The organism is Rhizobium etli 8C-3 (assembly GCF_001908375.1).
Taxonomy (GTDB): domain Bacteria; phylum Pseudomonadota; class Alphaproteobacteria; order Rhizobiales; family Rhizobiaceae; genus Rhizobium; species Rhizobium etli_B.
Window position 1 is genome coordinate 1 of record NZ_CP017242.1, and the last position, 24,422, is coordinate 24,422.

Consider the following 24,422-nt stretch of genomic DNA (forward strand, 5'->3'; position numbering starts at 1 on the left):
CCTGCTTCAGCCAACCCCAAAACCCTGACAGCTGTCAGGGTTTTGGTCCGAGTGCATTTGGCTTCGGCAAATAGCTAGACCTACTCGCCGCGAAAAGGCGGAGACTACTCGCAGAGAAATGCATCTGGGAGGATCACGGGTTCCGCGTTGGGCAGTGACAAAGAGCAGCACCGCCAATGGGTTGGCCGACAGATGAGCGTGGTCGAGGTAGAAGCGACGAGTGCTGAGGATAAAATCCCCTTCGACGGCCGGTTTGGCTTTAGCGTGTCCAAGTGACGGTTCCAGTTTCGGCTGTCGTTTGAGCGCGGAACCGCGGCATCCGGTCGCCAGGGGTGCATGCGGGGGAACAAATCAGGTTCAAGACTGTCTTTTGGAGGGCAGCCATGGGTGTTTTGGATCGTCTGATCCTTCGGGACGAGCAGTGGGAGCGGATACCTGCCGACTTCGTCATGGCCGACACTGCTTATGACAACGATCGCCTGTGCGGTGCCATTGCCGACAACGGCGCTGTGGCGGTGATCTCCAACAGTCCTTTCCTGCGCGCAAAAATTTCCGCTGGACAAGCATCTCTATGCCCAGAGCCACCTGCTCGAGTGCTGCTAGTTCTCGAGACTCAAGTAGTTCCGCAAGGTCGCTACGCGAAAAACCGGCGAGGCCACCAATTCGCCGCTACACCGTGCGTGGGCTCCGGATTGTTATGATGGCTGACGCCCGGGCGACGGATTTGGGCCGCGACTAGCTCCGTCACCGGAGGGAAGAAGATGCCCCGGTTTTCGGCCCAGGTCAGATGACGGCGCCGAACGCAGTCATGATAGTAGGCGCGCCGTTCTGCCGCTGCGCCTTGTGGTGTTGTTATAGCTCGACCCTTTGCACGGAGCGATGACGCGACTGCTCCATCGCCTCGGGAAGAGGAATACCGCGGTTCGCTGCCTCGGTGAGATAGCCAGATCTCAGTCCATGGGCGGAAAACGCCCCAACCTCCATCCGGCCATCGCAACCCGCTGCTTGACGATATCGTTGACCCCCTTCGGATCGATCGCCCGGCGGCTGACTTTGCCCCCACGGTCGATCGCCCGAAACACACTGCCGCTGACGATCTTCGCGGCTGCCAGCCAGGCATTCAACGCATCCACCGGCCGGCCGGATAGAAAGACGATCTCATCTTCGCCGGCACCGCTGTTTTTGGTGCGGCCGAGATGGGATGGCGAATGAGGGAAGGGGACACCATCCTCGGCCGGGATCGGCGCCTCGACTGTCAGCTGCTCACGGCGCCGGCCGGCAATTTCGCTGCGCCGCCGACTGCCGAGGCAAAGGTGACCATCGGGATGGCTTGGTTGCGGAGATCGCGCAGGCTTTCGCCGCCGCAGAGCGCCAGCAGTTTGGCCAGCACATCACCAGTGACCGCCTTGGCGCTCTTGCGCTGGCGTTGTCGCGGCCCGCACCGCCAGCCGGATCGCCGATTTGAGGGCAGGGGAGGCGAAGGTCCCGTCAAGACCGCGCCATTTGGTCAGCGTCGACCAGTTCGCCAGCCGTCGGCGCACTGTCGCCGGCGCATGCGGGCCGACCGATCCGTCTCGAATGCTGCTCACTGAACACTAAACGGTCTAAAAAGGGCGAGACGCGTAGGCGGAAGTTGTATCCCGGTCGGAAAGTAACGCCAGCAGAGCGGGATTAATGTACAGGTTCTCGCGACCTGCTTTCGGCCAGCCGACACGAGATCGCCGATGCGGCAATAAGGATGGACGAAGATCACTTCTGCTAGTTCGCGCGAATAGATCTTCGGCGCGTCCCGCCGCAGATGGTCTGCAGTTTCATCGAGAAGATCGCGGATTGCCCGAATTCTCGCCGTCGACCATTCTGCCGTGTCGCGGACCGCTTCGAGCATGAAAAGAATCCACGACTCCCAGGCTGCGTCGGCGGTCACCGCGAGCAAAAGGTCGTAGTATTTTCGTTTGTTGCGGTGATGTGGCGGCTTAGATAGAGGACCGGGATTTCGAGTAGCCCCTTGTCGACAAGGTATAGTAGGTTCAGGACACGGCCAGTACCATCGACAAACGGATGAATGGCCTCAAATTGGTAGTGCATTACGGCCAGTCGGATGAGGGGATCCAATTCCTCCGCCTCATGGATAAAGTGCTCCCAGTTGGAGAGTTTGTCCCGCAGTAACGCTTGGCCTTCGGGTGGCGTATAGATGACCGCACCCGTTGCCTCGTTCATCAAAGCTGTCCCCGGCGTTACCCGGATGTCGAGATCGACGCCCTTGATCGTGCGGCAGACTTCTATTGCCGTAGCGGTGGAAAGGGGGCGTGTTGCCAAGGTATGGAAGCCGCGGTTAAGGGCTGTGCGGTACCGCAATGCTTCCTTCGTCGCTGGATCCGCTTGGTTACCTTCTTCATTGGCGAAGCGAAACAATCGATCAGTTGTGGTCACAATGTTCTCTATCTCGGAACTTGCTTGAGCCTCGAGGAGGGGGATCGAGTTGATCAGAACGGCTTGGTTTGGGATCAATTGACCCGCGATCTTCAGTTCGGCGATTGCGGCGCGGGCACTGATGCAGGCTCGCAAGACTGCCTTGGATTCGATATCTCTTGCGGGCGGGAGGGAAGGCAGGTCATTATAAGGGCGGTCCGGCCTGAATGACATGTCGACATTCCGCAAGTTAGTCGACACATTTTCGCGACATGTCGATGGTGACGACACGTGGATCAAACGTGTCGATGAAATCCGATTCTATCGACATATAATTCATGCAAGATTAGGCATGGCCAGACTTTCCTATCATCGGCTGACCAAGCGACAGAGCCCTTATGAGCGAACGAGCCCGAAGCGGCGCGCTTCGTTCAACAGCGCGCTGACTGAAGACGGCTGCCATTTTCGACCGCCACGCGGCGGCCGTTCATGCATCTGGTCCAGCTGGGCAGCAATATCGCGCAGCGTTAGATCAGGATCGGCGATCGCGATCGCGGCAACGAGCTTCATCAGATTGTCTTCCGGCGGGCGGCGCGGAGAGCGGGCGAGCAGTTCTGGCTCAGCGAGCTTTTCGCGCACCATCCGGTGGACGGCCCGGCGCAAGCGTTCGACCGTCCACTCGTGACCTCTGCGATTGAGGATCCGCACGACATTGTCCCAACTGTGTTGCGGTCGCAGTTGGCGTACCGTCGGCAGCCATGTCTGCGCCGATGAAATCAGCTCATCCAGATAAGCCCGATTGCGGGCGGCTGAGACAGCGCGGAGCGCCTCCGGTCGGCGCTCTCGAAGTCCGGGATTACCGGCGAGCCGGCCCCGCGTCTTGGCTGCCGTCATGCCGGCTTTGGTACGCTCCGCGATCAGCGCCCGCTCAAGCTGGGCTACGGCACCTAGCACCTGAAGAGAAAACATGCCTTGCGGCGTCGACGTATCAATTGGATCACGAAGGGATCGGAAGTGAACGCCCCTTTCCTCCAGGTCTTCGATGACGGCAAGCAAATGGCTAACGGAGCGCGCCAGCCGGTCCAGGCGGACGACGACGAGCACGTCGCCCGCGACAAGCTCCCGCATAAGCTTCGTCAAGATTGGCCTGGCCCGTGACGCGCCGGATCCGTGCTCCTGATGGATGCGATAGCAACCAGCCGCTCGCAACTCGTCGACCTGAGCGTCGTTAACCTGTTCGTCCGTCGACACACGCGCATATCCGATGAGCCTTTGCGGCGGAGGACGGGGATTGGGGATTTCGGGTTTCGCCATGGAAATCTCGCGACCCTTTAAGAATGGGTTTTGTACAAATAATGAATGCGTGAGAAAACGTTCCTTTGCAAGCGTGTTTTATGATCGGAATAGCAGGCCGTACAGCGCGAAATTAAGGCTCGGACGAGCCGTCGACCGTCCGACAGTGAGAAAGCGCGCTAGCAGCCTTACATGGACGAAATGGCGCAAAGCCAGGTTCTTTGAGGACGCCGACCCCGCTCCTCTCGGTCGACGATCCAGCAGCAGGGCATTCTACTCAATCTAGTAGAGAGTCGGTGAGGTTGTGCGCGAGAACGCGCAGAACGCCGTATTTCCGCGGAATCCGGCATTCTGCGGCAGGCTGGCATGGCGCGTTTGTAGGTTGAAAGCCATCACCATCGATAACCAACTTATCGATGGTTAGTCCGCGTAGTTCAGGCCGTTATCGCTGACAGAAGTTATGGGTTAGATGGCTTCTGCGACAGAAAATAACATCGTTAATTCACATGGTTAATGAGGCGCAAACGTCACCAGCTTGCGCCAAGTTGGCGATCACGGCCGCGCAGAATGAGACCACGTGCAATCGAGGCAGACCGAACCTGCCCGCGCGTCGGCGGCAGGCTCGGCCGAGTCACTGAGCGGACCGGTACTCTAGGCAAACGCCCCGTTCCGGCCTATGCCGCCTCCCAAACCTGGTTCAGGATTTTTGCCGCGAGCGCCGCCTTGTCCTGCGGCAGGAACCGGCCGTAGTGCTGCTGCACCACGTCCGGCGTATCCTGGATCGCATAGCTCGCCTGCTCGTATGATCCTGTCTGCTTGAGGATATGGGTCGCGAGAATATCTCGCACATTGTGCGGCCCGTGCGGCAAAAGGCCCTTGATGGCGCCGCGACCGGTGTACGGGTTGTAGATCCCATAGCGTTGAATGACGGTGCGCCAAGCCTCATAGAAGGTCGTTGAGTCGTAAGCGGCGTCGGTGCTAGTCGTCTTGACCGTCTTCACGAACAGGGTGCCGGGATCCTTCGCGCCGGCGAGCAACACATCGCGATGCCGGTCTATATAGGCGTCCAGGTAGTGGTAGAGGTCGAGCAGGTCGGGCAGGATCAGCCGGAACGGTTTTTGCCCGAAGAAGGACGAGCCGGAATTCTTGAAGGCGACCGAGGGGATGAGCACTTCCCAGCCACGCTCGCGCTCGCTCCAGCGCAGCTCCCCGCACTTCATGTCTTCCAGCCGCCGCTCCGCCGTCGGAAAATGACCACGCGGGCAGACCCGCAGCTGCCGAAGATTCTTCTGCCGCAGTCCCAGATGAAGTCCGAGCCGAAGCATAAGGAAGGAGCGGACGGCTTCGGCGGCCGGCCGCGGATAGAGATGTTCGTCCGGCATGCGCTTCAGGATCTCGTCGGTGATCTTGCGGTATTCGGCCAGCGGGCTATCCGCCTCCAGGATCACCATGATCGGTTCGAACGGATCGCGATGCACGCGCATGACCCGTTGAACTTCCTTGGAGCGATTGGCGGCATGCCGATGAAACGCGTCGCAGGCGCCGTGCCAGTCGCGTGAAGCGAATTCGATCTCCTCTGGCGCGATCAGCCCTTCGATAGGGCGAACGTTCTTCAGAAGCTCCGGATGCTGCCGGATCCAGCCGACCTCGGCACGGGTGAGGGCCTGCGCCACCATCAGCATATCCTCTTCCCATTTGGTGTAGAAGCCGCGCCGCTGCTCGCGCCATTGCAGATACCAGTCCCAGACGCCCGGGAAGATCAGCAGACCGAAGGTTAGCTGGCTGAGTGGCACGCCGCGGCCTTTGACGATGCCGGCGGGTGAGGCGGCGAGAGCCCCGAACATCAGCCCGAGATGCTCGACCTTCTGCGATGCCGTTTCCACGCCCCAAACACCGTTGCGCTGAAAGCCGATCTCCGTCAGTGTCGAGGTCTTGAAGCGGATCAGGTCCGCCATCTCCATCACCAGCCGCGGCGGCGCGTCGACCACGCCGGAAAGAAGGTCCGGATCCTCGAAGGATTCTTCCGCTCTGCGGTTGGGGCCGCTGGTCAGCACGGGCGATCGCGGAGACAGGGATCCGCCGCCATAGGTGATGCCGGGAAAGCGGATGGCATAGCGCTGCTTGCTGGCCGCCGCCTGGTAGCGGCGATAATCGGTGGAGCCGGAGATGATGACACGGCGCACCCAGTCGATGATCTGCTCGCGCTTGGAGAACGGCAGGCTGCCAAAGTTATCCGGGAGATGCCAGGCCAGTCGCCGCCGCTCAGCGGAGCTGATATCGCCAAGGTCGTGACCATTGAGCGAGCGGGACTGATGCGGAAGCTTGGCCTTGAAATATCCCGGTGCCAGTCGGTAGCGCCGCTCGATGCGGGAGAGGATGTCGAAGCTGGCAATCGATCTCGGCGCGCGTTCGCCTTGGATCCATGACAACAGAGTCTTGTGGTCGAAAGTCTCGCCGAGACGAATGATCGCGCGATAGAGTTGCCAGTAACTGTCGCCGAAGCGGCGCATCTGATAGATGAGCGCATCCTGAAAGCTCTCGGGATCGTCTGCCGCTTCAAAGAGCGGTTCGGGAAATTCCTGGATCGGTTTCGGCTGTGGACCTGGCGATGCTGAGGCGGGTTGAGCCGCGGTGTTGTCGCTGCCCAGCCGTTGCGGCTTGCGGGTGGAGGATGCGGTCGGTGCTGGCGTCCGATGATTGGGTTTGGTCGGTTTTGGTTTCGGCTTTGAATGCCGTATGTCTTCGGCCGCGGGCGGCAGGCGCAGCCATCGGAGGATGGCGTCGAGAGCAGGGCGCAGCTGGTTTTTCAGCTCCGGCGTCATCTCGTCCTCGATCCCGCACGCTTCACCGACCGCCTTCCAGTCGATGCGGCCGTTCAGCAACGGCGGTGATTTGCGGTAGATGATCAGGCTGATGAGATATGGCCGGATATTTTCCAGGACGTGTTTCGCTGCGATCGGCGCGATACGCACGTCGCAGAAGTCTGAGATTTTTCGTTCAAAATGACGTGAGGAAATATCTTCTTTTGGCATGCTCGCATCCCTCTCGGCCCCAATGCCGAGGGCGAGCGGAAATAGGAGTTGTCGTTTAACAAAACGTATATCGGAAGGAGCACAAGACGATCATCGCGAGTGGTGTTCTGAGCTACCCCAAACGATAGCTCATACGAGATTGCCCCGGCCGACGGGACCTGGACCATCAGCCGGCCATGACGGCTGCAGCCCGGCGGGGAGCAAGAGCGTTGCGGTAGATGTGGATCAACCGTAAACCGCGCGCTATTTGCAAGTCCACGAACAACTTTCTGACCCCTGAACCACGTCTTATCTCCTTCTGATGTCTCGAAAGTTGCCTTCCGAAAGAGCGAGCCCGTGGCCATTGGGCCGAACTCACCCAGCCAATGAAACGTCTGAGAATGTTATCGGATGCGCGTTGACAAGTGTTGAGCTTCAAGCCGACAGTTTTCCGTCAGCCTCGGCATCACCATCGTCGAAACCAATGTCCTCTTCCAGCGTCTCGATCAAGACCTGCGCATCGTTTGCAGGCAGGATCTCGACATTGCGGAGCTTGCGGTTGATGGCGCGGCCGCGCACCTCGACGTTATCGATCTGGTTGGACGCTTCCTGCAGCTTCTTCTTGACCTTCTCCAGCACCGGCCCGAACTTGCCGAATTCCTCCTTGACCGCGGAAAGGACCTGCCACACCTCGCTTGACCGCTCCTGGATTGCCAGCGTCCGGAAGCCCATCTGCAGACTGCTGAGGATGGCGGTGAGGGTTGTCGGTCCTGCCACTGTAACGCGATAGGTTCGCTGGAGGTCGTCGCACAGCCCCGGGCGACGAATGATCTCGGCGTACAGCCCTTCCGTTGGCAGAAACAGGACTGCGAAATCTGTCGTCTTCGGTGGACGAATGTACTTGCTGGAGATGTCCTTGGCCGAATTCTTAATCCGGGTCTCAAGCGCCTTCGAGGCTTCCTCGACTGCGGCGGCGTCCCCGATCTCGGAGGCCGCCTGCAGCCGTTCGTAGTCCTCGATCGGGAATTTAGCGTCGATTGGCAGCAGGCATTCTTCGCTCTCGCCGGAGCCGGGAAGTCTGATTGCGTATTCGACCCGTTCGTTGCCGAATTCGGACGTGGTGGCATTGGCCACATATTGTGCAGGTGTCAATATTTGTTCAAGCAAAGCTCCCAGCTGCACCTCGCCCCACGACCCGCGTGATTTGACGTTCGTCAGCACGCGTTTCAAATCGCCGACGCCGGTCGCCAAGTTCTGCATTTCACCCAGGCCCTGATGAACCGCTTCGAGGCGTTCGCTGACGATCTTGAAGGAGTCTCCGAGCCGCTTGTCGAGCGTACCCTGCAACTTCTCATCGACGGTGACCCGCATCTGTTCGAGCTTCTCACCATTCTCTTTGCGCAGTACGCCTAGCTGGTTTTCTACACTGAGCTTTAGTGCTTCGCCCGTCTGCGCGTTCTTCTCGCTCAACGCTTCCAGGCGGTTTCCAAAATCCTCGTGTTGGGCGCGCTGGATATCAAACATCTGCTGGTTCTGTTCGATCGAGTTCTTGGCAAAGCGGTCCAAGCTAGCTGTAACCGTTTCCGTCAGTGACTTTGTTCGCTCGCCGGCATCGGCTTTCATCGCATCGAGATTCTGGATGACCTGGTCACGAAGTTCGCGGAACGTGGTGAGGAGGGCTTCCTGGTTTTTGGAGAACTGCGTTGCGCTGTCGCTCGCCATCTGGCGAAGCGTCTGGGAAACCTGGTCCAAGTTCTCCTTCTGGTGTTTCGCCGCCTCGGCGGACTGCGTCCGCAAGGTTTCTGCGAGTGCCGCGATGCTCTTTGTGACCTCCTCACGCAAATTCTTGGCGGATGCCGTGCCTTCTTCGCGAGCAGCCCGAAGATCGTCGCGCACATTGCGCTCAATGCGCTCCTGGGCGATTTCCAGGGCGCTCAGCTTTGCCGCTGCGGGATCGGCATCAAGCTTTGCGGCCAACCGTGAAAAGCGGCTTATGATCACCAAAACAACGAGGAGCGATACGAAAGAGCTGAAGGCGGCCGCGCCCCACAAGCTCCACTGAATATATTCCTGATCCACGAGCATGGTCCTGCCTGTTTTCCAACCGGGCTACGAGAATCAGTAGCCGACATCTTTAAGAAGAAGGCGCGTTTTTTGGGCAACCCTCAAGTAGAGGTCCGCGCAATGCTGTGCCTTGTGGATAAATGTTTCTCTCAAGCATTCGACGCGATCCAATGCTAGCTGCTCATGATAGACTTAAGCCAACGCCAAACGCGTACCCACCACCCCTCAGCATACAGTTCGGCGTAGTAGTGTTCGCGCCGACGCTCCTCGGCCGCGCGGCCGGCGGCAATTTGCTCGGGTGTCCACTCGGTGGACCACTCGATCTTGCCCCGATCGATCCAATAGTGCGACTTGCAAGGACGCTGCCAATTGCCGATCGACGGTCGAAGCGACGGTCCTTGGGGGTGATCCGTGAAACACCATTCGGTCGGCCCCAGGGGTGTCCGGACCTTTGAACCGCAGCCGCATGCGCACAAGTGCGCGGCAGTCTCGAACTCCTTCGACACATAGAGAACGCCCGGCTCAAGCTGAGCCGGCATAGTGCGCACGCGTTCTAGCTTAATCCTTATCATAAGTATCCCCGGTGAGACTAAAGTCGTCGATCCCGAAGAGCACGTGTCGATACCCCTCGGTGTCTCGATAGAAGCCCCGAATCTGCTTGTAGCGGATCACGGCGAGGCAGGCATTAAGCGCGTTCAGCTCGCCGATCTGGATGTTTGAACGATAGATATCGTCGACCGCGTCGGACAGGTCGGCGAGCTTCCGGTCGCGCATCGTTGCACCCTCATCAACGGGATAGTAGGTGGCGCGCAGCATGCCACCAATCGCGCCATGCTTGCGATTGAGACCCATGCCAACGTCGATGAAGGGAATGTTGCGAGAGATGAGCGCGCCGAAGATTCCTGCGCGCGACGATCCTTTATCAACACACACGAAGGCGAAGGTGACGCCGTCGAGGCGCTCGGCAGTGTCTTGGTCGATGTAGGTGGCTTCGACTGTCAGCCCGTGCCGAAAATTGTCATAGCGAGCGCCGTAGACGGTGGCTTTCGCCGTCCGCAGTTCCTCATTGGCGAAGCGACCCGGGGAGCGAAACGCCGTATGGACATGGTAGGTGTCGCCATCAAACGCGCGGATATCAGGCACCGGCGTCTTGACCAGAAGATCGAGTAGATAGGCGCCGGTGCCGCCAAGTCCGATGATGGCCACCGTCTCCCCGGCGAACTCGGTGTTCAAGTCGCCGATCTGCGCGCGCGACGTTAGCGTGTCCTGAAGCTTGAATATTGGGTCGGGCTCGAAGGTTTCGACCACCCGATAGGTGAGGGGTGTCGCGGTGGGATGCCGCTCGATCGCAGGTCCGGAGATAATTGATACGTAGCTTTCAATCTTGGCGTAAAAATCAAGGAAGCTACCTTGGGGCATCGGCTTGTTGGAGAACGACCGCTGGACGACAACATCGGCGCACACGCTACTCAGTTGGATTCTCGTCTCACCACCGCCGAGGTTGCGGATGGGTGAGCCGTCAAGCTGATGGGGATGGCCGCCGGCAAAGTAGATCTGGTGGTCATCTTGCTGAACGTGCTCCTGGTCAATGAATACGAGCTTGGCGACGATCGCGCCGCTCTGCAGTGCGCCTTGCCGATCGAGATAGGGGATGTCACGCACGACGAGGCAATTGCTGTCGAACGCGACCGCATAGCCGCGCTCGACGAGCCGAGCGAGGTCGGGGTTACGACTGACCAGTTTCCGAAACACTGAAGATCATCCCTTCTTTGACTTTGACCGAGGCGCCCGGCGCCAGTGCACCTTCGGGCTTGTTACCCTGGCCGCGCTTGTAGCGTACCGAGTAGGTGATCTCAGGGTGCTGGGCGTAATCCGGCACCTCGAGCGTCACCACCTCCTCGTAGCTGATGTCGCCCTTGGGCCAATCGTGTTCGGTACCCTCGACGACGATAGTGACCGTCTTGTTCGGCTGTTCGTTAACCATCCGTGCGAATCTCCATATTCCGATTAGGCAGTATCGCACTGGGTAGATGTCAGAAGCTGTCACCCCCGTATTCGCGCAGAATGCAAAGGGCGTTTACCAGCGACATTTCTTCGATCGTTCGGCAGGATGTTTCAAGCAGCAGCGGGCTGGCGAACACCATCGCTGCGGCCTGAGCGCGCGAGACAGCGACGTTGATGCGGTTCAGCGAGAACAGAAAAGAGATGTCGCGCGGTAGTTCCTCGCCGCTCGATGTCGTCATAGACACGAGACAGATTGGCGCCTCCTGACCTTGGAACCGGTCGACAGTGCCGACCCGCACCGCGCCCGGAAGTGCAGCGCGGAGGGCGTTCACCTGCGCATTGTAAGGAGCAACGACAAGGATGTCGGCGTTTCCGATGATACGCTCGCGGCCATCGCGATCACGATAAGTCGCGCCCTCGACCTCCGCTATCCGGGCCACAATGGCTTGGATTTCCTCGGGGCTCACCTGAGACCGACCGGCATGTGTGACGGCGCGCATGCTGGCACCCAGGAGATCGATACCAGTGCGCGAGACGAGCGTCTGACTGCGCGCCGCGTCGTCGCTGCGGAGCCGCCCCTCGTAGACGGCCGTCGAAATGAAACCGCAGACCCGTGGGTGCATTCGGCGGCTGACGGGAATGAAAATGCCGCGGTCAGTTGGTACTACTCGGTGCCCATCGATCAGATATTCGAGGCACGAACGTCCACTGTCGCCGGGATGGCTACCTTGCAGGGGTTGGGGCAGTTGCATGGGATCGCCGACTAGCACGATGTTGCGGCTGGATCTTGCCATGGCGAGGATGTTGGCTAGGGAGACTTGGCCAGCCTCGTCGACTACCAAATAGTCAAATGCTGCGTCGCTGTATCGGGCGAAATGCCACGCAGTTGCGCCGACAACATGTGCGGATGCGATCTCAGGCGCGTCATTATCGCTCACAAAAACAATGCCAGGATAGGCCTCTTCTTCGTCGTCGTCAGACGTCTTCTGAACGAGTCGGCAGTTCATGCCCTCCACCCGTGCTCGGTCTGCCACCGCCTTCAGCAAATTGCTAATCGCCTTATGGCTGTTCGAGGACACGGCGACACGCTTGCCTGCCCGGACAAGGTCCACGATCGAGAGCGCACTAACATACGTCTTGCCGCTCCCCGGCGGTCCCTGGATTGCCAGCGTAGAATCGGCCATTGCAGCGATTGCGCGGCTTGTTTCGACGGACAGGTCGCCGTCCCCTGAAATCAGGCCGGTGGACCGCTGACCGTCCACGAACCGGGGCCGGGAGCGGGTGAGCATGTCCTCGATGGCAGGGACCTGCCCAGTGTTGGCAATGATTTCCTCGGTTACCGCCGCGATCGCGTTCTTCAGGACGCTATTGCGCAGAGGCCTCGGCGGCAAGAGGTCAAGGCGATCGGGTAGAGGGCCTTTCGCCGTCGAGCGACGCAATACCAGCGTGTTCGAATCGTGGTTGATCGACCGCAGGTTAACGTCTTCTGGCATTGCTGCCGGCTTCAAGCATGGACTCTTGCCAGCACGCAGCTTCGTCTCCTGCTGTGGGAACCGGTATGTCCGTTCGAAGGACTGCTTCGTGACCTGCACAGGCTCGCTTACGGCCTCCAGGCCCTGGATACATTCGAGGTCGTCGAGCAGTTCCTCGCTTTCCTGCGCGAGGCGGTCGAAGATCGCCCAATAAGCCGGCTTGTCCTCGCGCTTGTGGAATTGGCTGAGGTCAAGCAGCAAATCGGCCACTTGGTCGCCGAGACGCTCTCGCACTGGCTGCAGTTTGGCGCGTAGGACTCTGATCTCCTCATTCTCTGCCTCGATATTTGAGAGTGATCCGCCTTCGGGCACCTCGCCAAGGACTGGCCAAGCCATTCCCGTCGGGCGGACATCGCGGACAAGCCAATCGCGAAGCAATTGTGTCGAGATGCAGTCTGTACGATTGTAGTCGTGGATTTCGTCGAGCAGGCGCTGCTCGCCTGTGTGGCGCCACTCCTCGTAGAAGACGACGCTGCTCCCGGCGGTCGCGACGTCACCCGAACGCTTCTTCATGTAGAAGGCCTCGAGATCTTTGATAGAGTAGCCCTTCTCCGATGCGATCATGGCGCCGGAAACGACCTTGAATAGATCGACAAAGCGACGCTCGCGCTGGAGTTGATCTATCGCGGCCTCGCAGGTACGATGCTGCGCAGTCAGTCGCCGGAGTGCAGCAATCTCGTAGTTGGCATAGTGATATACGTGGGCGTTTGGGTGCCGCCGCATATGCTCGACGAGGAAAGTCAGCAGGTCGGCCACCGAACGGCCCTCGTCCTCGCGGCTATGAGCCCAAAATGCCCGAAACGCCCACTCATCCTTTTCGCGGCACCAGACGCCGTGAAGGTACTCAAGCCCGCCCGGGAAGTACGGATCGCCCTCGATATCATAGAATACGTCTCCCCCATCAGGGGCCGGCAGCAGGCCGAACCCTTTTCCAGCCTCCGCATTTCGGAGCTCGAAGGCCGGCGGCCCACCAGCTCGGCGGGCCGACTGCAGGTGAGCCTGGGATACCAACTTGCGTTGAGTTTCGGCCGCCATTTTCGGCACGCGATCTTTGCATACAGCAAGAGCGGCCATCGTGGTAATGCCGACTGCCTCGAGCTTCTGACGCTGAGACCTGGCGATGCCTGCAACCAGCGCCAGACTGTCGTCGGCGTCCCACTGCTTGGCACAATGGCTACTCCAACGACACAGGGTGCACGCCGACACGGGTTCGGACCGGGTCTCGGGGCGCTCCATGAGAAACACCTCCAGCATCCGCCGAGCGTGGCGTGCATAGGCCGATACTTCCGAAAGCCGGACAGTGAAGCGGCTACCGTCGCCCAACTGGAGGTGGGCGGCCTCTGGCGCCACGCCCTGCACTTTTTCGATGAGATCACTGTACAAACAGAGTTGGAGGACATGCTTTGGATCAGGCTTCCGCTTCAGCTTGGTGTCGACAACCTCGTACGACCACGCGCCGAGGTCGGAGGGTCTTTCGACGCGTTCAAGGAAGTCGCTGTAACCGCCCCATGCGCCATCGAGCAACGCGCCCTGGTAAATGATGTCGGGGCCAGTCCTCATCGCCTCGAGCGTCTGGCGTACCGACTCTTCGAGTGAAATGTTGTCCTTCGGAATCTCGATGACACTATGGCCATCCGCCTTCAGCCTCTCCAGGAACGCAACTTCGTGATCATCGCCCTGCTTCTGGAGTAGCTCGGCTTCAGGGCCGTCTTCATCGGGCTTAAGGTCGCCAACTTCGATTAAACGCAAATCCAAAGCCGTCGCATGGCGGCAGCCCTTGAACCGCATGAGATCCGACGCACTCAGTCGTAACAAGTCCCCAATCAATCGCATGCGCAATCTCCTTTCTTCCGCTATAGCTGAAAAGGGCGACAAAAGCTGTCACGGTGATTCTATGTCTTTCGCGAAGGCTCAGGAGCTTCTCAAGCTAGCGATGATGGCGACCCGCCGAGGGGGCGTGTCACTTGAGGAAATCATCGAAGAGTTCGGTTGCGTGCATCGGTCAGCGCAGCGCATGACGGTCGCATTGGAGGCTGCATTTCCCCAGACGCAGTCTGATGATGGCGACGATCGCAAGCGCCGTTGGAGAATCCCGGCACGGGCGATCGCACCTCTCTTGACCCCCTCGGCTGAGGAACTCGCTGCGTTAAGTACGGCAATCACCGAACTTGAAACGGCTGGAATGAAGCCTGAAGCTGGTACGGTTCGCGAACTCGAGCGAAAGATCCGGGCCCTTATTCCGCCGGAGGCCGGGACGAGGCTCGCGGTCGATGAAGAAGCGCTGCTCGAAGCCTTAGGACACGCGGCCCGACCGGGACCGCGCCCCGCTGTCAGCAGTGAGGTCGACGCGGCGATCTCTGAAGCGCTCAAGGGGCCGTTCCTGCTGCGGATATCTTACCGTAAGCGAAAGCAGGACAAGCCGACTGAACGGGTGATTGCGCCTCACGGCCTGCTTCTTGGAGTGCGTCGCTACTTGGTCGCGAGAGACACGGCAAAGAAGCCCGGAGCACCGTTGCAGCACTACCGCGTCGAGGAAATCTACTCGGCCGAGGTACTCGATGAGAGCTTCGATCTCGATCCCGGTTTCAACATCCGCAGGCACGCGGAGAAGGGCTTCGGGTCGTACGAAAGCGCCGCAGAGCACGGCGATGTCGTATGGCGGTTCTCGCCGGACGCCGCGCCCCACGCGCGCCGATTCGTATTCCATCCGACACAGACCATAGAGGAGGAGCCTGACGGCTCGCTGCTTGTGCGCTTCAAGGCGTCCGGCCTCCTCGAGATGTGTTGGCATCTCTACTCTTGGGGAAACTCGGTGGAAGTGCTCCAGCCCGCACGGCTGCGCGAGATGGTGAACGGGCACCAGCGCAGATTCGACGCGCTGCCGTGAGACGATATCGGGAAAAGAAATCGCGCCTGGCCGTTCTGCTGACGATGCGAACGGAAGCGGCATGTGAGAGGGCGCCCGCCCGTCAGTATGAATTTGGATATCCAGCTTGGCGCCATTGCTGCGGAGGCTGTTGATCGGTATAGGAAATCGATAGAATTGGGGCATGAGAATGGATTGGGAGAAACTGCTCTGCAGTGAACGGCTTGGCGACAAGCATTATGAGCCTAGGCCGAACCGGTCGATCTTCGTTCAGGATCATGACCGCATTGTTTTCTCTGCGCCATTCCGGCGACTAGCCAACAAGACCCAGGTCCAACCTCTCTACGAGCATGATCACGTCCACCACCGCCTAATCCATTCCGTCGAAGTCAGTAGCGTCGGACGATCGCTAGCCATGCGAATTGGTAATTGGCTTGAGGAAACACATCGGATCGCCAGCGGCGAGTCCAACAGCTTGGCGAACATTGTTCAGGCAGCTTGCGTCGCCCACGATATCGGCAATCCCCCCTTCGGCCATTCAGGCGAAGCGGCGATGGGCGACTGGTTCGCGGAGAAGTTCGATGATGCCAAAGGGATGATGGCGGAGGTCGAGGATCAACACCGCTCAGAATTCGTGAGGTTTGAAGGCAACGCACAGGGATTTCGAATTATTTCGCGGCTTGAGATGTACCGCAATGATGGCGGCATGCGCCTGTCCAAGGCAACTTTGGGGGCGTTCACGAAATATCCGACCACTTCTGCCGTCCGCGAGAGTATTGTCGGCAGTGGAGATGTGACATATGTCGGCCTCAAGAAGTTCGGCATCTTCAGTTCCGAAATAGAGCTGTTCAAGGAAGCGGCCAATTCGTTGGGGCTTCCTGAAGAAGTGGACCGCATTGGGAATTGGTGGCGTCGGCATCCGCTGGTGTTCATTGTCGAAGCCGCAGACGATATCTGCTATAACATCGTCGATCTTGAGGACGCCTTCACGACTGGTGAGCTCCCATTTGATACGGTCAGAGGGCTCTTGCACGAGGCAGCGAACAACCCGAACCGCGATGTGAGTAGCCTCAGCCCCGCCGAACATATCGCGTTATTGCGGGCATTGAGCATTGGGGCCGCAGTCGAAAGTTGCGTGGAGGCCTTCAAGACCAACTACGATGCGATTATGGCTGGAACGTTCTCTCGTTCTTTGGCTGATGCAGGGCCGATGGCCTCTGTCTTCGCAAAAATGAAGGCCCTGTCTCGGGACCAGGTCTTCACGGCCCGAAGAAAGACTGAGTTGGAAGTGTCTGGGCGGCGTGTGATAGGCAACGTGATGTCAGGTGTACTTCCTGTCTTCGAAGATCTTTTTAGGGTCAATTGGGATCCGGATGGGCTTTCCGACCACACACGGCAGCTCGCTAGGGCGCTCGACTTGGACTTGCGAGACGTTGCCGATGCAGAGCGTGCTCTGCATGCTCTTGCTGACTTCACGTCGGGCATGACTGATCGATATGCTGTGAGGATCGCGAGGATGCTCAGCGGTATCTAATGAACGGCGCGTCGGCTTCTTTAACGTGCTGCGTATGCAGATCTTCGATCTTGCTGCGAGCACCTTGGATAGGGAATGTGCGTTTTAGGTGAGCTGGCGTTTTACTACTACCAATAGCGCGGTCGTGCCAGACTCGAACAAGCGGTTGCTTCCGATCGCGATCTCCGTGCACCAGGCGCTTGGTTAAGAAGAATGTTTCACGTCTCTGTGCAGTCAGGCTCGAGATCTGCACCTGGGAACATTCTCTAGGGAGGAAATAATTTCTGTTTATGCCCCATGACAACTTTTTATCGTCGGGATTGCCGATGGCAGCAATGCGCTCCATCTCAGACACCTTGGCGCTGACCCCGAAACCGGACATTCATTGTCTTGACACGGCGCGCGGCGCGCGCATTCTATGCCGCACCGGAGGAAACGCTTGTCCAGCAAGTTGCGCGTGTTCGTGAGCAGCACGATGAAGGATCTCGGCGACGCTCGGCGAGCAGTGGTCGAGCGACTGCGATCGTTGAACCTTGAGCCGGTTAACGCCGAAGATATGAATCCGGATGGTCGCTCGAGTTGGGATGTTATCCGATCTGAGATTGATACGTCTAATATTTTCATACTGTTGAGCGGCGAGAGCTATGGCTGGATCCCCACTTCTGGACCTGGCGCGGGAGAAGGGCGGTCGGTGACGCATATGGAGGCGCTTTACGCAAACGCCTTGGGGCTCCCGATCCTGCCGTTCTTCAAGCGCCTAGCCTACGATGCCCCTCGCGATACCGATGACGCAAATGCGCGAGATGCTTTCCGCCACGAGGTCGGCGATTGGGAGGCTGGCCGATTTCGGCAGGAGTTCGAGTGGATTGATGAACTCAGCAGAAAGGTCGGCAACACTCTGCTCGACCTCTTTCAGAGTTCTTTGCTCCGCGAGATGGCTGCTCGGCCGCGAACTGGGATTCGCTCCCTGACCGGAGGGTCTAGCACTGCATTCGATAGGGTGCCTCTACCGGAAGGTTTCGTCGGCCGCGACCCTGTCCTCTTCGCAGGCGCCGGAGTGTCGGTTTCTGCGGGCCTGCCCACAGCGGCGGTCATGACTGAGTTGTTCGGATCTCGGCTGTCGCTGGGTGCGGATGGCGAGAGAATCCTCGCGCGTCATCGTTTCGCCGATGTTGCGTCGGTGCTCGAACGCCGCTTCGGCCGCGCCGAGCTGGAACGAGCGGTTGTCCAGGCGTTCGACACCGCGCAGGGGGTCGTGCCGACAGCGGGGCATCTTGCAGCAGTTTCTACGTTCCGCCACATCGTAACTACCAACTACGACGACCTGTTCGAGCGAGCGTGCCTAGCCAGAGGCGTGACGTACACTGTCCGTTCCCCGAACGGCGAAACCAGAGGTGTCGGGTCACAGGTGACTATCTTTCAGGTGGATGGCTGGATTGGGCTCCCCTCGGCGTTGGTTATAACTGAGGAGGACGCTGCGCGCGCGCGCCAAGACGCTCAATATTGGGACGATGTGGCTTCCGCGATCGGCGACCGTCCAGTGGTAGTTGTGGGCCACTCGCTTCGTGATGAAAATGCCCGCCGCGTGCTCACACGGCGCGGCGGCGGTCCTGCCCTGTATGTTTCGCTCATCGATGATCCAATGGATCAGATTGTGCGCGAACGGTTCGGCTTGGCGACGTGCATTGCCAGTGCGGACGACTTTCTCCAGTCCTTTGAAGCTGCTACCCATGCATCTGGCGGGCCGGCAACGAATCACCTCGCCTAGCCTGTCTCCCCCAGAGTACCAGTCGGCTAACCACTTAAAAAGGGCCGCCGGTCAGTAGTAGCCACGCTGCCGCCATCGTCTCCAATGCGGTTGGAAGTGACAGCCTTCGCAGACGATCACAATAGACAGGCGAGATCGAGCGTGGAATGATGCGCTGGTAGCTCGAATCAAGGATGCGGAGCTAACGTCGGGGGCGTAAGTTGACTGTCAGTGTTCACAATCCTGATCAATATATGGCGGCGCTACGGACGATCATAGCGCAGGGCCGCAAGCGGATCGGGCTGTTGGTTGGCGCCGGAGCCTCTGCCGGCATGGCCAAGCCTGATGGTACTTATCCGCTTATCCCGGCGGTTGCGGGCCTCACCGATCAGGTTCTCACGACACTTGCGCCGACCTATCAACAACAGATCGACGGCCTGAAAGCCGAGCTCGCGCAGCACGACATTGAGACGATCCTTTCTCGGATTCGCTCTCTGAGCAAAGTGATCGGATCGGCAAAAGTCCACGACCTCGATGGCCCCGGCTTTGCCACTTTCGGCGAAGCGATCTGCACCGAGATCGGCAAGATCGTGGACGTTCGATTGCCGGAGACCGGATCGGCTTATGCCGCTCTCGTGAACTGGATCACGGGCACAATGCGTGACTACCCGGTCGAGATTTTCACCACGAACTACGACCTGCTGTTCGAAGAAGCGTTGGAGTCCGTGCGCGCGCCGTATTTCGATGGCTTCACGGGCGGTCGCGAGCCGTTCTTCGACCCAGTGTCAGTGTCGCGCAGCGACCTTCCCGCGCGATGGACGCGGCTCTGGAAGCTCCATGGCTCACTCGGCTGGCGTGCGAGCTCGAAGGGAGAAGTGATCCGAACGGGCCAAAGCTCGGTAAGTCACCTCGTCTTCCCCGAACATCTGAAATACGATCAGACGCAGAAGGCCCCATACGCCGCGTTGCTCGATCGGCTTCGTGCGTTCTTGCTCACCCCCGACACGCTGCTGGTCTCTATCGGCTTCTCCTTTGCCGACGCACATATTGCAGCCCGGTTGGATGAAGCGCTGGCAGCGAATCCATCCTCCAGCGTTTTCGCGTTCCAGTACAAGGTCCTCGAGGAAGAGGGGCCAGCGTGCGATCTTGCGCGCCGCCTGCCAAACTTCAGCGTCTATGCGCGTGACCAGGCCAAGGTGAACGGCATTCGCGGCCCATGGAAGGCGCCGGCCGAACTTCCGAACAGGGATTGGGGGCCGATAAGGTCGACCTATCTCGACAAGGACGGAAACTTCACGCTCGGAGCGATCGAACCCTTCGCCCGGTTCTTCGCAGCATCGCGCTCGGTTCAAGCATTTCCCACACCATCGGCGCTGACAGCAACAGCGGCGGCAACGCCACCGCCGGCAGCCACCACCGCGTCGGTGGCCTGATGAACGCTCCGACCCTTCTCGGTCATGTCGGCTCTGTCGCGGGTGCAACCGTCAGCGTGCGCCAGTTCGAGGGCGTGGCCTCGGGCATCGCAATCATCGGAGGACGGAGCTATCGGGTCGGTCAAGTCGGCAGCTTCGTGCGGATACCTCAAGGGTATCATGACCTCTACGCGATCATATCCGAGGTGGGGGCAAGTGCGACACCAGCGACGCTGACCGATACGCTCGACCGCGGCGAACGATGGCTGACCGTTCAACTCGTCGGCGAGATTGTCGAGGTATCGTTCGAGCGGGGCATCAGCCAATATCCGAACGTGAACGATGAGGTGCATCTAGTCACCGAGGAGGATCTGGCCAAGATCTACGGCGCGGAGTTTGCCGGACAGGTGGTCGTGGGGCGACTTGCCAACGCCGAGAGCATCCCGGTCCGCCTGGACCTCGACAAGCTGGTCACCCGTCACAGCGCAGTGCTCGGCTCGACTGGGTCGGGCAAATCCACGACCGTCGCCAGCTTGTTGCGATCGATCTCGGCGCCGGGCGGAGCGGGCTTTCCGAGCGCGCGCATCCTCCTGCTCGATATCCACGGCGAATATGCCCGCGCGCTCGGCGACAACGCTGAGATTTTCCGGATCACGCCTGGAGACGGTGAGAAGCGGCTGGTCATTCCGTACTGGGCACTGCGGCCGACTGAAATCCTCAACTTCCTGTGTGGGAAGATGGACGATCGCGCGACGACCGCAATCCTCGAAAAGATCTTCGCGGCTAAAAGCACGATAGCCCAGGCAGACAATTTGCCGGGCGTCGACCTGAATTCGATGACCGTCGACAGCCCGATTCCTTACAGCTTGCGAAGCCTATGGCTCGAGTTGATCGATCCGGAGGTCAAAACCTGGCTCGATCAGGCAAAGACCCAGCCGGCGATCGTGCTCCCCGGAGACGCGGCTACGCTTCGCATGCCGACCTACCAGCCGCACACGACGACGAATACGGCGCCCTATCAGAACAACATCGGTGTACTCGGCATCCGCAAGCAGCTCGATCGCATGCGGTCACGTATGCTCGATCGTCAGTTCGAGTTCTTGCTCAAGCCCGGCGGCTGGGAACCTGACCTGACCGGTCATGTGGCGAATGACCTTCCCGCCCTTCTTGAAAGCTGGATCGGCCACGAGAAGGCGATAACCGTCCTCGATCTGTCGGGTATCCCCAGTGCCGTTCTCCTGGATTTGATCGGCGCAATTCTGTCGATTATCTATGAGGCACTTTTCTGGGGTCGCGAGCGCGACGGGGGTGGTCGCAAGCGGCCCCAACTCGTCGTTATGGAAGAAGCGCACCGGTATCTTGGTCGGGAAGCCGATAACCCTGCGCGCGAGATGGTCCAGCGAATCGCGAAAGAGGGGCGCAAGTTCGGCATCGGTGCGATGATCGTCAGCCAGCGTCCTTCCGAAATTGACGACACCATTCTCTCCCAGTGTGGCACCTTCATCGCGTTGCGCCTCACCAACTCCACTGACCGCAGCAAGGTACAAGCCGCTTTGCCCGATAATTTGAGCGGTATCGCTGACAGCCTTTCGGTTCTACGGACCGGAGAAGCCATCATAACCGGCGAAGCTGCGCGGCTGCCAGTGCGCTGCCGCATTACCCTGCCACCCAAAGACCGTCGCCCGGACAGCGAAGACCCGCTCGTCGCAGACAGTTGGAAGCGCGCTAGGGGCACTGAAGATTATGATCAGCTTGTCGCAGTATGGCGTGCACAGGATCCGAAGTGGGAGCCGCCAGAGTCGGACGAGGACGAGGGAGGCAATTGATGGAACGACAGCCCGTAACGTCAGGCAATTTGGCCGAGGTCGGATATGACCCCGAGCTGGAGACGCTCGAGGTCCAATTCAAGCACGGCGGCGTTTACCAATATTTCAACGTGCCTGCATTCATGCACGAGCGTTTCATGACCGCGGACTCACAAGGTCGCTTTTTCAACGCGGAAATTAAAGGTCATTATCCCGAGGCCAAGCTCTAGCGCGCCGCATTGAAATGGCCCTGAAATTCTCCAAGCGATGTCGGATTTGCTCAGATAAATTGCAAGAACGGTATGTCTGCAACCGGCCCCAAATCAGCCACCTTAAGCAGGCCAACCACTTGGCTTGCCGAGCAATTCAGTTTCAAATGAAATCCGGAATAACTGGGTCGTCGGTTCCAATCACTTCAAGGCGACCGCTGAAGAAACAGGGTCTCCTGTTCGATTCTCATCAAAGAAACATTCTTTGAATGTCTCGCAGCCAATTCTTTATTGCGGCAGATAAGCCTCTCCACCCTGAGCAATTATCTCCTCTTCGCTGAGGGATTTATGCCAGTGCGAGTAAAGGACGAATCGGTCTCTCGGAAGACTTAGCTCCTTCTTCAGATACTGGTACAGGGCGCTGAATGCTTTGTGCTCGCATCCGCCCCAGAAAAATGAACGCTCGAGATTTTCCGGCCATCGCACCGACGTTATGGCGTCCATCAGCAACGTCGTCGTGCCCGATACGGCTCCAGCGCGATGAAGCCAATGAATCGTGACGCCCGAAGGATAACGAAGCGGCAATTCGTCGGCTTTCGAGTCGATCTCGATGAACGCATGGCCGGCAACGTTTGTGGGCAAGTTTTCAAGAATCCTGGCGATACCAGGCAATGCCGTCTCGTCACCGGCCAGGACGTAGAATTCCGCATGTTTCGGACCATTGGCAGCAGGACCGAGAATACCGACAAGATCGCCCGGTCGCGCATCCATGGCCCATCGCGTCGCGGGGCCGGGGTTGGCGTGAAGGGCAAAGTCGATTGCGATTTCCTGCCTTGCTGTATCAATGCGCCGAATCGTGTAGACGCGCGTCGGAACAGCGGCATTATCCGGCCAGACAACATGGCCGCGATGGTCGAGCATGGGCCATAGCGGCTCGGCTATGCCGCGCGGCTGAAAGATGAGCCGACAGTGAAGCTGGTCGTCCCGATCGTACCGTTCCAAGTTCTCCCCTCGAAAGGTTATCCGGCGGAAACGAGGAGCAATGTCTTCGATGGATCTCACATAGAGGATCCGCAGGTCATCAGGAAGAGCCGGCTCCGCACGGTCGCCCTCCCAGTGGATTTCCAGCTTTTCGCGAGCAGCGATGAAGCCGATCGGCCCGACGAGGGCGTGCTTCAAGCGATTGAGCCCCCCAGAATCAGAGGCTTCAACCGTCAGCCTAAAGCCGTCCCCGGTCGCTTCGAAGGTGGCGTCTCCGAACGGTGAGTGGATATAGTGGACGCCATCGGTCTCTTCGACTGCCATGTCGTGAGTCGCGATCGAATCGACGATCGGATCGATGTATTCGTTGATTTTCGGAAATCGTACCACCGCTCTTGCGCGGTATGGGCTGCAGACAGTCGAAGACATGTGGACTGGTTCCATGAACTTAGATCGAGGCCCACAACGGTCCCTCGATCGGGAACGCCGCGAAGTCGCGATTGATGATGTTGAGGATGGCGGCCGGATCGAGATCGGCGCATTGCTCGGGGTGGAGCCATTTGGCGGCTTGCGCGACGAACACGACATTGAGAGGCAGATTGGTGATCAGCCCCGTCCAGATCCCATAAACGCGCTTTTCTTGAACACTTGCCAGCTGATTGAAGACAGGCCTGCCGTCGATCAGGCGCCGCAATCCTTCCTGGCCCAGCTTCGGATCGATCCCGGGGCCGATTGCGGGCCGGCTGCCCGCCGCCCAACCACCGCCCGATGCGATGTAGACGTCATGCGGTGTGGACACGAGATATTCGAGGGAGAGCTTTTCGAACCAAGGCGCGGTCACGCCGGGCAGGGGCTGACCACCGGCCAGAGCCAGCAATTCGCCCCAAACCTTGCGACCCGCCGCCCAGCAGCAGTCGTCGGGTGTGGACTGGACCTCCAGATAGGTGGTGACGGGTTTCGTGCCTGAGACGCGCGCCGCGATTCCGGCCATTTCCCGGTCGAAGAAGGACGTAAACGCATCCGCCTTGTCGGTTGCACCGAGAAGTGCGCCCCACATTTTCATGGAAGTCTTGAGTTCGCTGACGGGATCGGCAGCCTGTTCGCCCGCAGCTGCATTGCTCGACGCATCGCTGTAGACCACGGGAATGCCGAACTGTTTGAGCCTCTCCACCATAGGATCGGCGTCGCCTTGCGGTGTCATGAAAGCTGTCGTGACGACAAGATCCGGCGAGAGACCGATCAACCCCTCAAGTGATACCGTGTCGGGACTTTGCTTGCCGACCACTGCAACCGGGTGATGATTGAGCAGCCGCGTCTGCAAGACTTCGCTGTCTATGCGATCGACCGCCGCCCACCCTACGACCAGCGAGGCCGGATCCGGATGCAGGAGCGACATCGTCAAAAGATCGTGTGCCTCTAGCAAAATTATCCGTTTGGGGAGCGCGGGGAGATGCACCTCGCGCCCGGCCATATCGACGACCGTGATCTGTTGCTGTGCCGCGGCAGCCGGGATTCCCGAAAGGAGGCCAGTTGCCGCGAGGGAGGCGCAAAAGAGACGTCTTGTTATGGTCAAAGC

Annotated in this window: 16 protein-coding genes and 3 pseudogenes; 7 read left to right on the forward strand and 12 right to left on the reverse strand. The window is 59.3% G+C overall.

From position 1 onward, the window contains the following. Positions 1 to 425 precede the first annotated feature (425 nt). A pseudogene (locus tag AM571_RS20550) lies at positions 426 to 600 on the forward strand (IS5/IS1182 family transposase); the annotation flags it as partial. Between the two features lie 206 nt (positions 601 to 806). Here AM571_RS20550 and AM571_RS20555 read toward each other — a convergent pair. The 9 genes and pseudogenes from AM571_RS20555 to AM571_RS20595 form a co-directional block, all read right to left on the reverse strand. Next, a pseudogene (locus AM571_RS20555) lies at positions 807 to 1,568 on the reverse strand (tyrosine-type recombinase/integrase); the annotation flags it as partial. A 36-nt stretch (positions 1,569 to 1,604) separates the two neighbouring features. After that, a pseudogene (locus AM571_RS20560) lies at positions 1,605 to 2,643 on the reverse strand (Fic family protein). A 162-nt stretch (positions 2,644 to 2,805) separates the two neighbouring features. Then, on the reverse strand, positions 2,806 to 3,723 hold the full coding sequence (locus AM571_RS20565) for a recombinase family protein (protein WP_074063393.1): 918 nt from the start codon (positions 3,721 to 3,723) through the stop codon (positions 2,806 to 2,808). A gap of 653 nt (positions 3,724 to 4,376) precedes the next feature. Beyond that, positions 4,377 to 6,734: a hypothetical protein gene (locus tag AM571_RS20570; protein WP_074063394.1), complete on the reverse strand. Its 2,358-nt coding sequence runs from the start codon at positions 6,732 to 6,734 to the stop codon at positions 4,377 to 4,379. A gap of 414 nt (positions 6,735 to 7,148) precedes the next feature. Beyond that, entirely contained in the window at positions 7,149 to 8,798 is a 1,650-nt protein-coding gene (gene rmuC / locus AM571_RS20575) for a DNA recombination protein RmuC (protein ID WP_074063395.1), read from the reverse strand. A gap of 152 nt (positions 8,799 to 8,950) precedes the next feature. Further along, positions 8,951 to 9,349, reverse strand: a complete 399-nt coding sequence (locus AM571_RS37500; protein ID WP_074063396.1) for a DUF6527 family protein — start codon at positions 9,347 to 9,349, stop codon at positions 8,951 to 8,953. Next, positions 9,336 to 10,529 carry a ThiF family adenylyltransferase gene (locus tag AM571_RS20585; RefSeq protein ID WP_074063397.1) on the reverse strand — a complete coding sequence of 398 codons (1,194 nt, stop codon included), beginning with the start codon at positions 10,527 to 10,529 and terminating at the stop codon, positions 9,336 to 9,338. Before AM571_RS20585 ends, AM571_RS37500 begins: the two co-directional genes overlap by 14 nt. Continuing rightward, positions 10,504 to 10,761, reverse strand: coding sequence for a multiubiquitin domain-containing protein (locus AM571_RS20590; RefSeq protein ID WP_074063398.1), 258 nt, complete (start codon positions 10,759 to 10,761; stop codon positions 10,504 to 10,506). The genes AM571_RS20585 and AM571_RS20590 overlap by 26 nt, the downstream gene beginning before the upstream one ends. Before the next feature lie 49 nt (positions 10,762 to 10,810). Next, positions 10,811 to 14,146: a TM0106 family RecB-like putative nuclease gene (locus AM571_RS20595; protein WP_074063399.1), complete on the reverse strand. Its 3,336-nt coding sequence runs from the start codon at positions 14,144 to 14,146 to the stop codon at positions 10,811 to 10,813. 61 nt (positions 14,147 to 14,207) lie between these two features. Between AM571_RS20595 and AM571_RS20600 the strand changes: the two genes are divergently transcribed. Together AM571_RS20600 and dgt are read left to right on the forward strand one after the other, a co-directional pair. Continuing rightward, positions 14,208 to 15,200: a helix-turn-helix transcriptional regulator gene (locus AM571_RS20600; protein ID WP_074063400.1), complete on the forward strand. Its 993-nt coding sequence runs from the start codon at positions 14,208 to 14,210 to the stop codon at positions 15,198 to 15,200. Between the two features lie 169 nt (positions 15,201 to 15,369). Continuing rightward, on the forward strand, positions 15,370 to 16,713 hold the full coding sequence (gene dgt / locus AM571_RS20605; protein WP_074063675.1) for a dGTP triphosphohydrolase: 1,344 nt from the start codon (positions 15,370 to 15,372) through the stop codon (positions 16,711 to 16,713). Here the strand turns inward: dgt and AM571_RS20610 are convergent. After that, positions 16,700 to 17,038: a hypothetical protein gene (locus AM571_RS20610; protein WP_155774488.1), complete on the reverse strand. Its 339-nt coding sequence runs from the start codon at positions 17,036 to 17,038 to the stop codon at positions 16,700 to 16,702. The genes dgt and AM571_RS20610 overlap by 14 nt on opposite strands. A gap of 93 nt (positions 17,039 to 17,131) precedes the next feature. On the opposite strand from AM571_RS20610, the gene AM571_RS20615 reads away from it, so the two are divergent. The 4 genes from AM571_RS20615 to AM571_RS20630 all read left to right on the forward strand — a co-directional run bounded on the left by AM571_RS20615 (position 17,132) and on the right by AM571_RS20630 (position 21,886). Continuing rightward, positions 17,132 to 18,460, forward strand: coding sequence for a DUF4062 domain-containing protein (locus AM571_RS20615; RefSeq protein ID WP_074063402.1), 1,329 nt, complete (start codon positions 17,132 to 17,134; stop codon positions 18,458 to 18,460). Between the two features lie 200 nt (positions 18,461 to 18,660). Beyond that, positions 18,661 to 19,872, forward strand: a complete 1,212-nt coding sequence (locus AM571_RS20620) for an SIR2 family NAD-dependent protein deacylase (protein WP_081377154.1) — start codon at positions 18,661 to 18,663, stop codon at positions 19,870 to 19,872. Then, the gene (locus AM571_RS20625; RefSeq protein WP_074063404.1) at positions 19,872 to 21,677 is read left to right on the forward strand and encodes an ATP-binding protein; all 1,806 of its coding nucleotides are present in this window, start codon (positions 19,872 to 19,874) and stop codon (positions 21,675 to 21,677) included. The genes AM571_RS20620 and AM571_RS20625 overlap by 1 nt, the downstream gene beginning before the upstream one ends. Then, positions 21,677 to 21,886: a KTSC domain-containing protein gene (locus AM571_RS20630; protein WP_074063405.1), complete on the forward strand. Its 210-nt coding sequence runs from the start codon at positions 21,677 to 21,679 to the stop codon at positions 21,884 to 21,886. Before AM571_RS20625 ends, AM571_RS20630 begins: the two co-directional genes overlap by 1 nt. Before the next feature lie 267 nt (positions 21,887 to 22,153). On the opposite strand, the gene AM571_RS20635 is transcribed toward AM571_RS20630, so the two are convergent. Continuing rightward, on the reverse strand, positions 22,154 to 23,275 hold the full coding sequence (locus AM571_RS20635) for a siderophore-interacting protein (protein WP_074063406.1): 1,122 nt from the start codon (positions 23,273 to 23,275) through the stop codon (positions 22,154 to 22,156). A 19-nt stretch (positions 23,276 to 23,294) separates the two neighbouring features. Then, positions 23,295 to 24,419, reverse strand: a complete 1,125-nt coding sequence (locus AM571_RS20640; RefSeq protein WP_074063407.1) for an ABC transporter substrate-binding protein — start codon at positions 24,417 to 24,419, stop codon at positions 23,295 to 23,297. Positions 24,420 to 24,422: the final 3 nt, after the last annotated feature.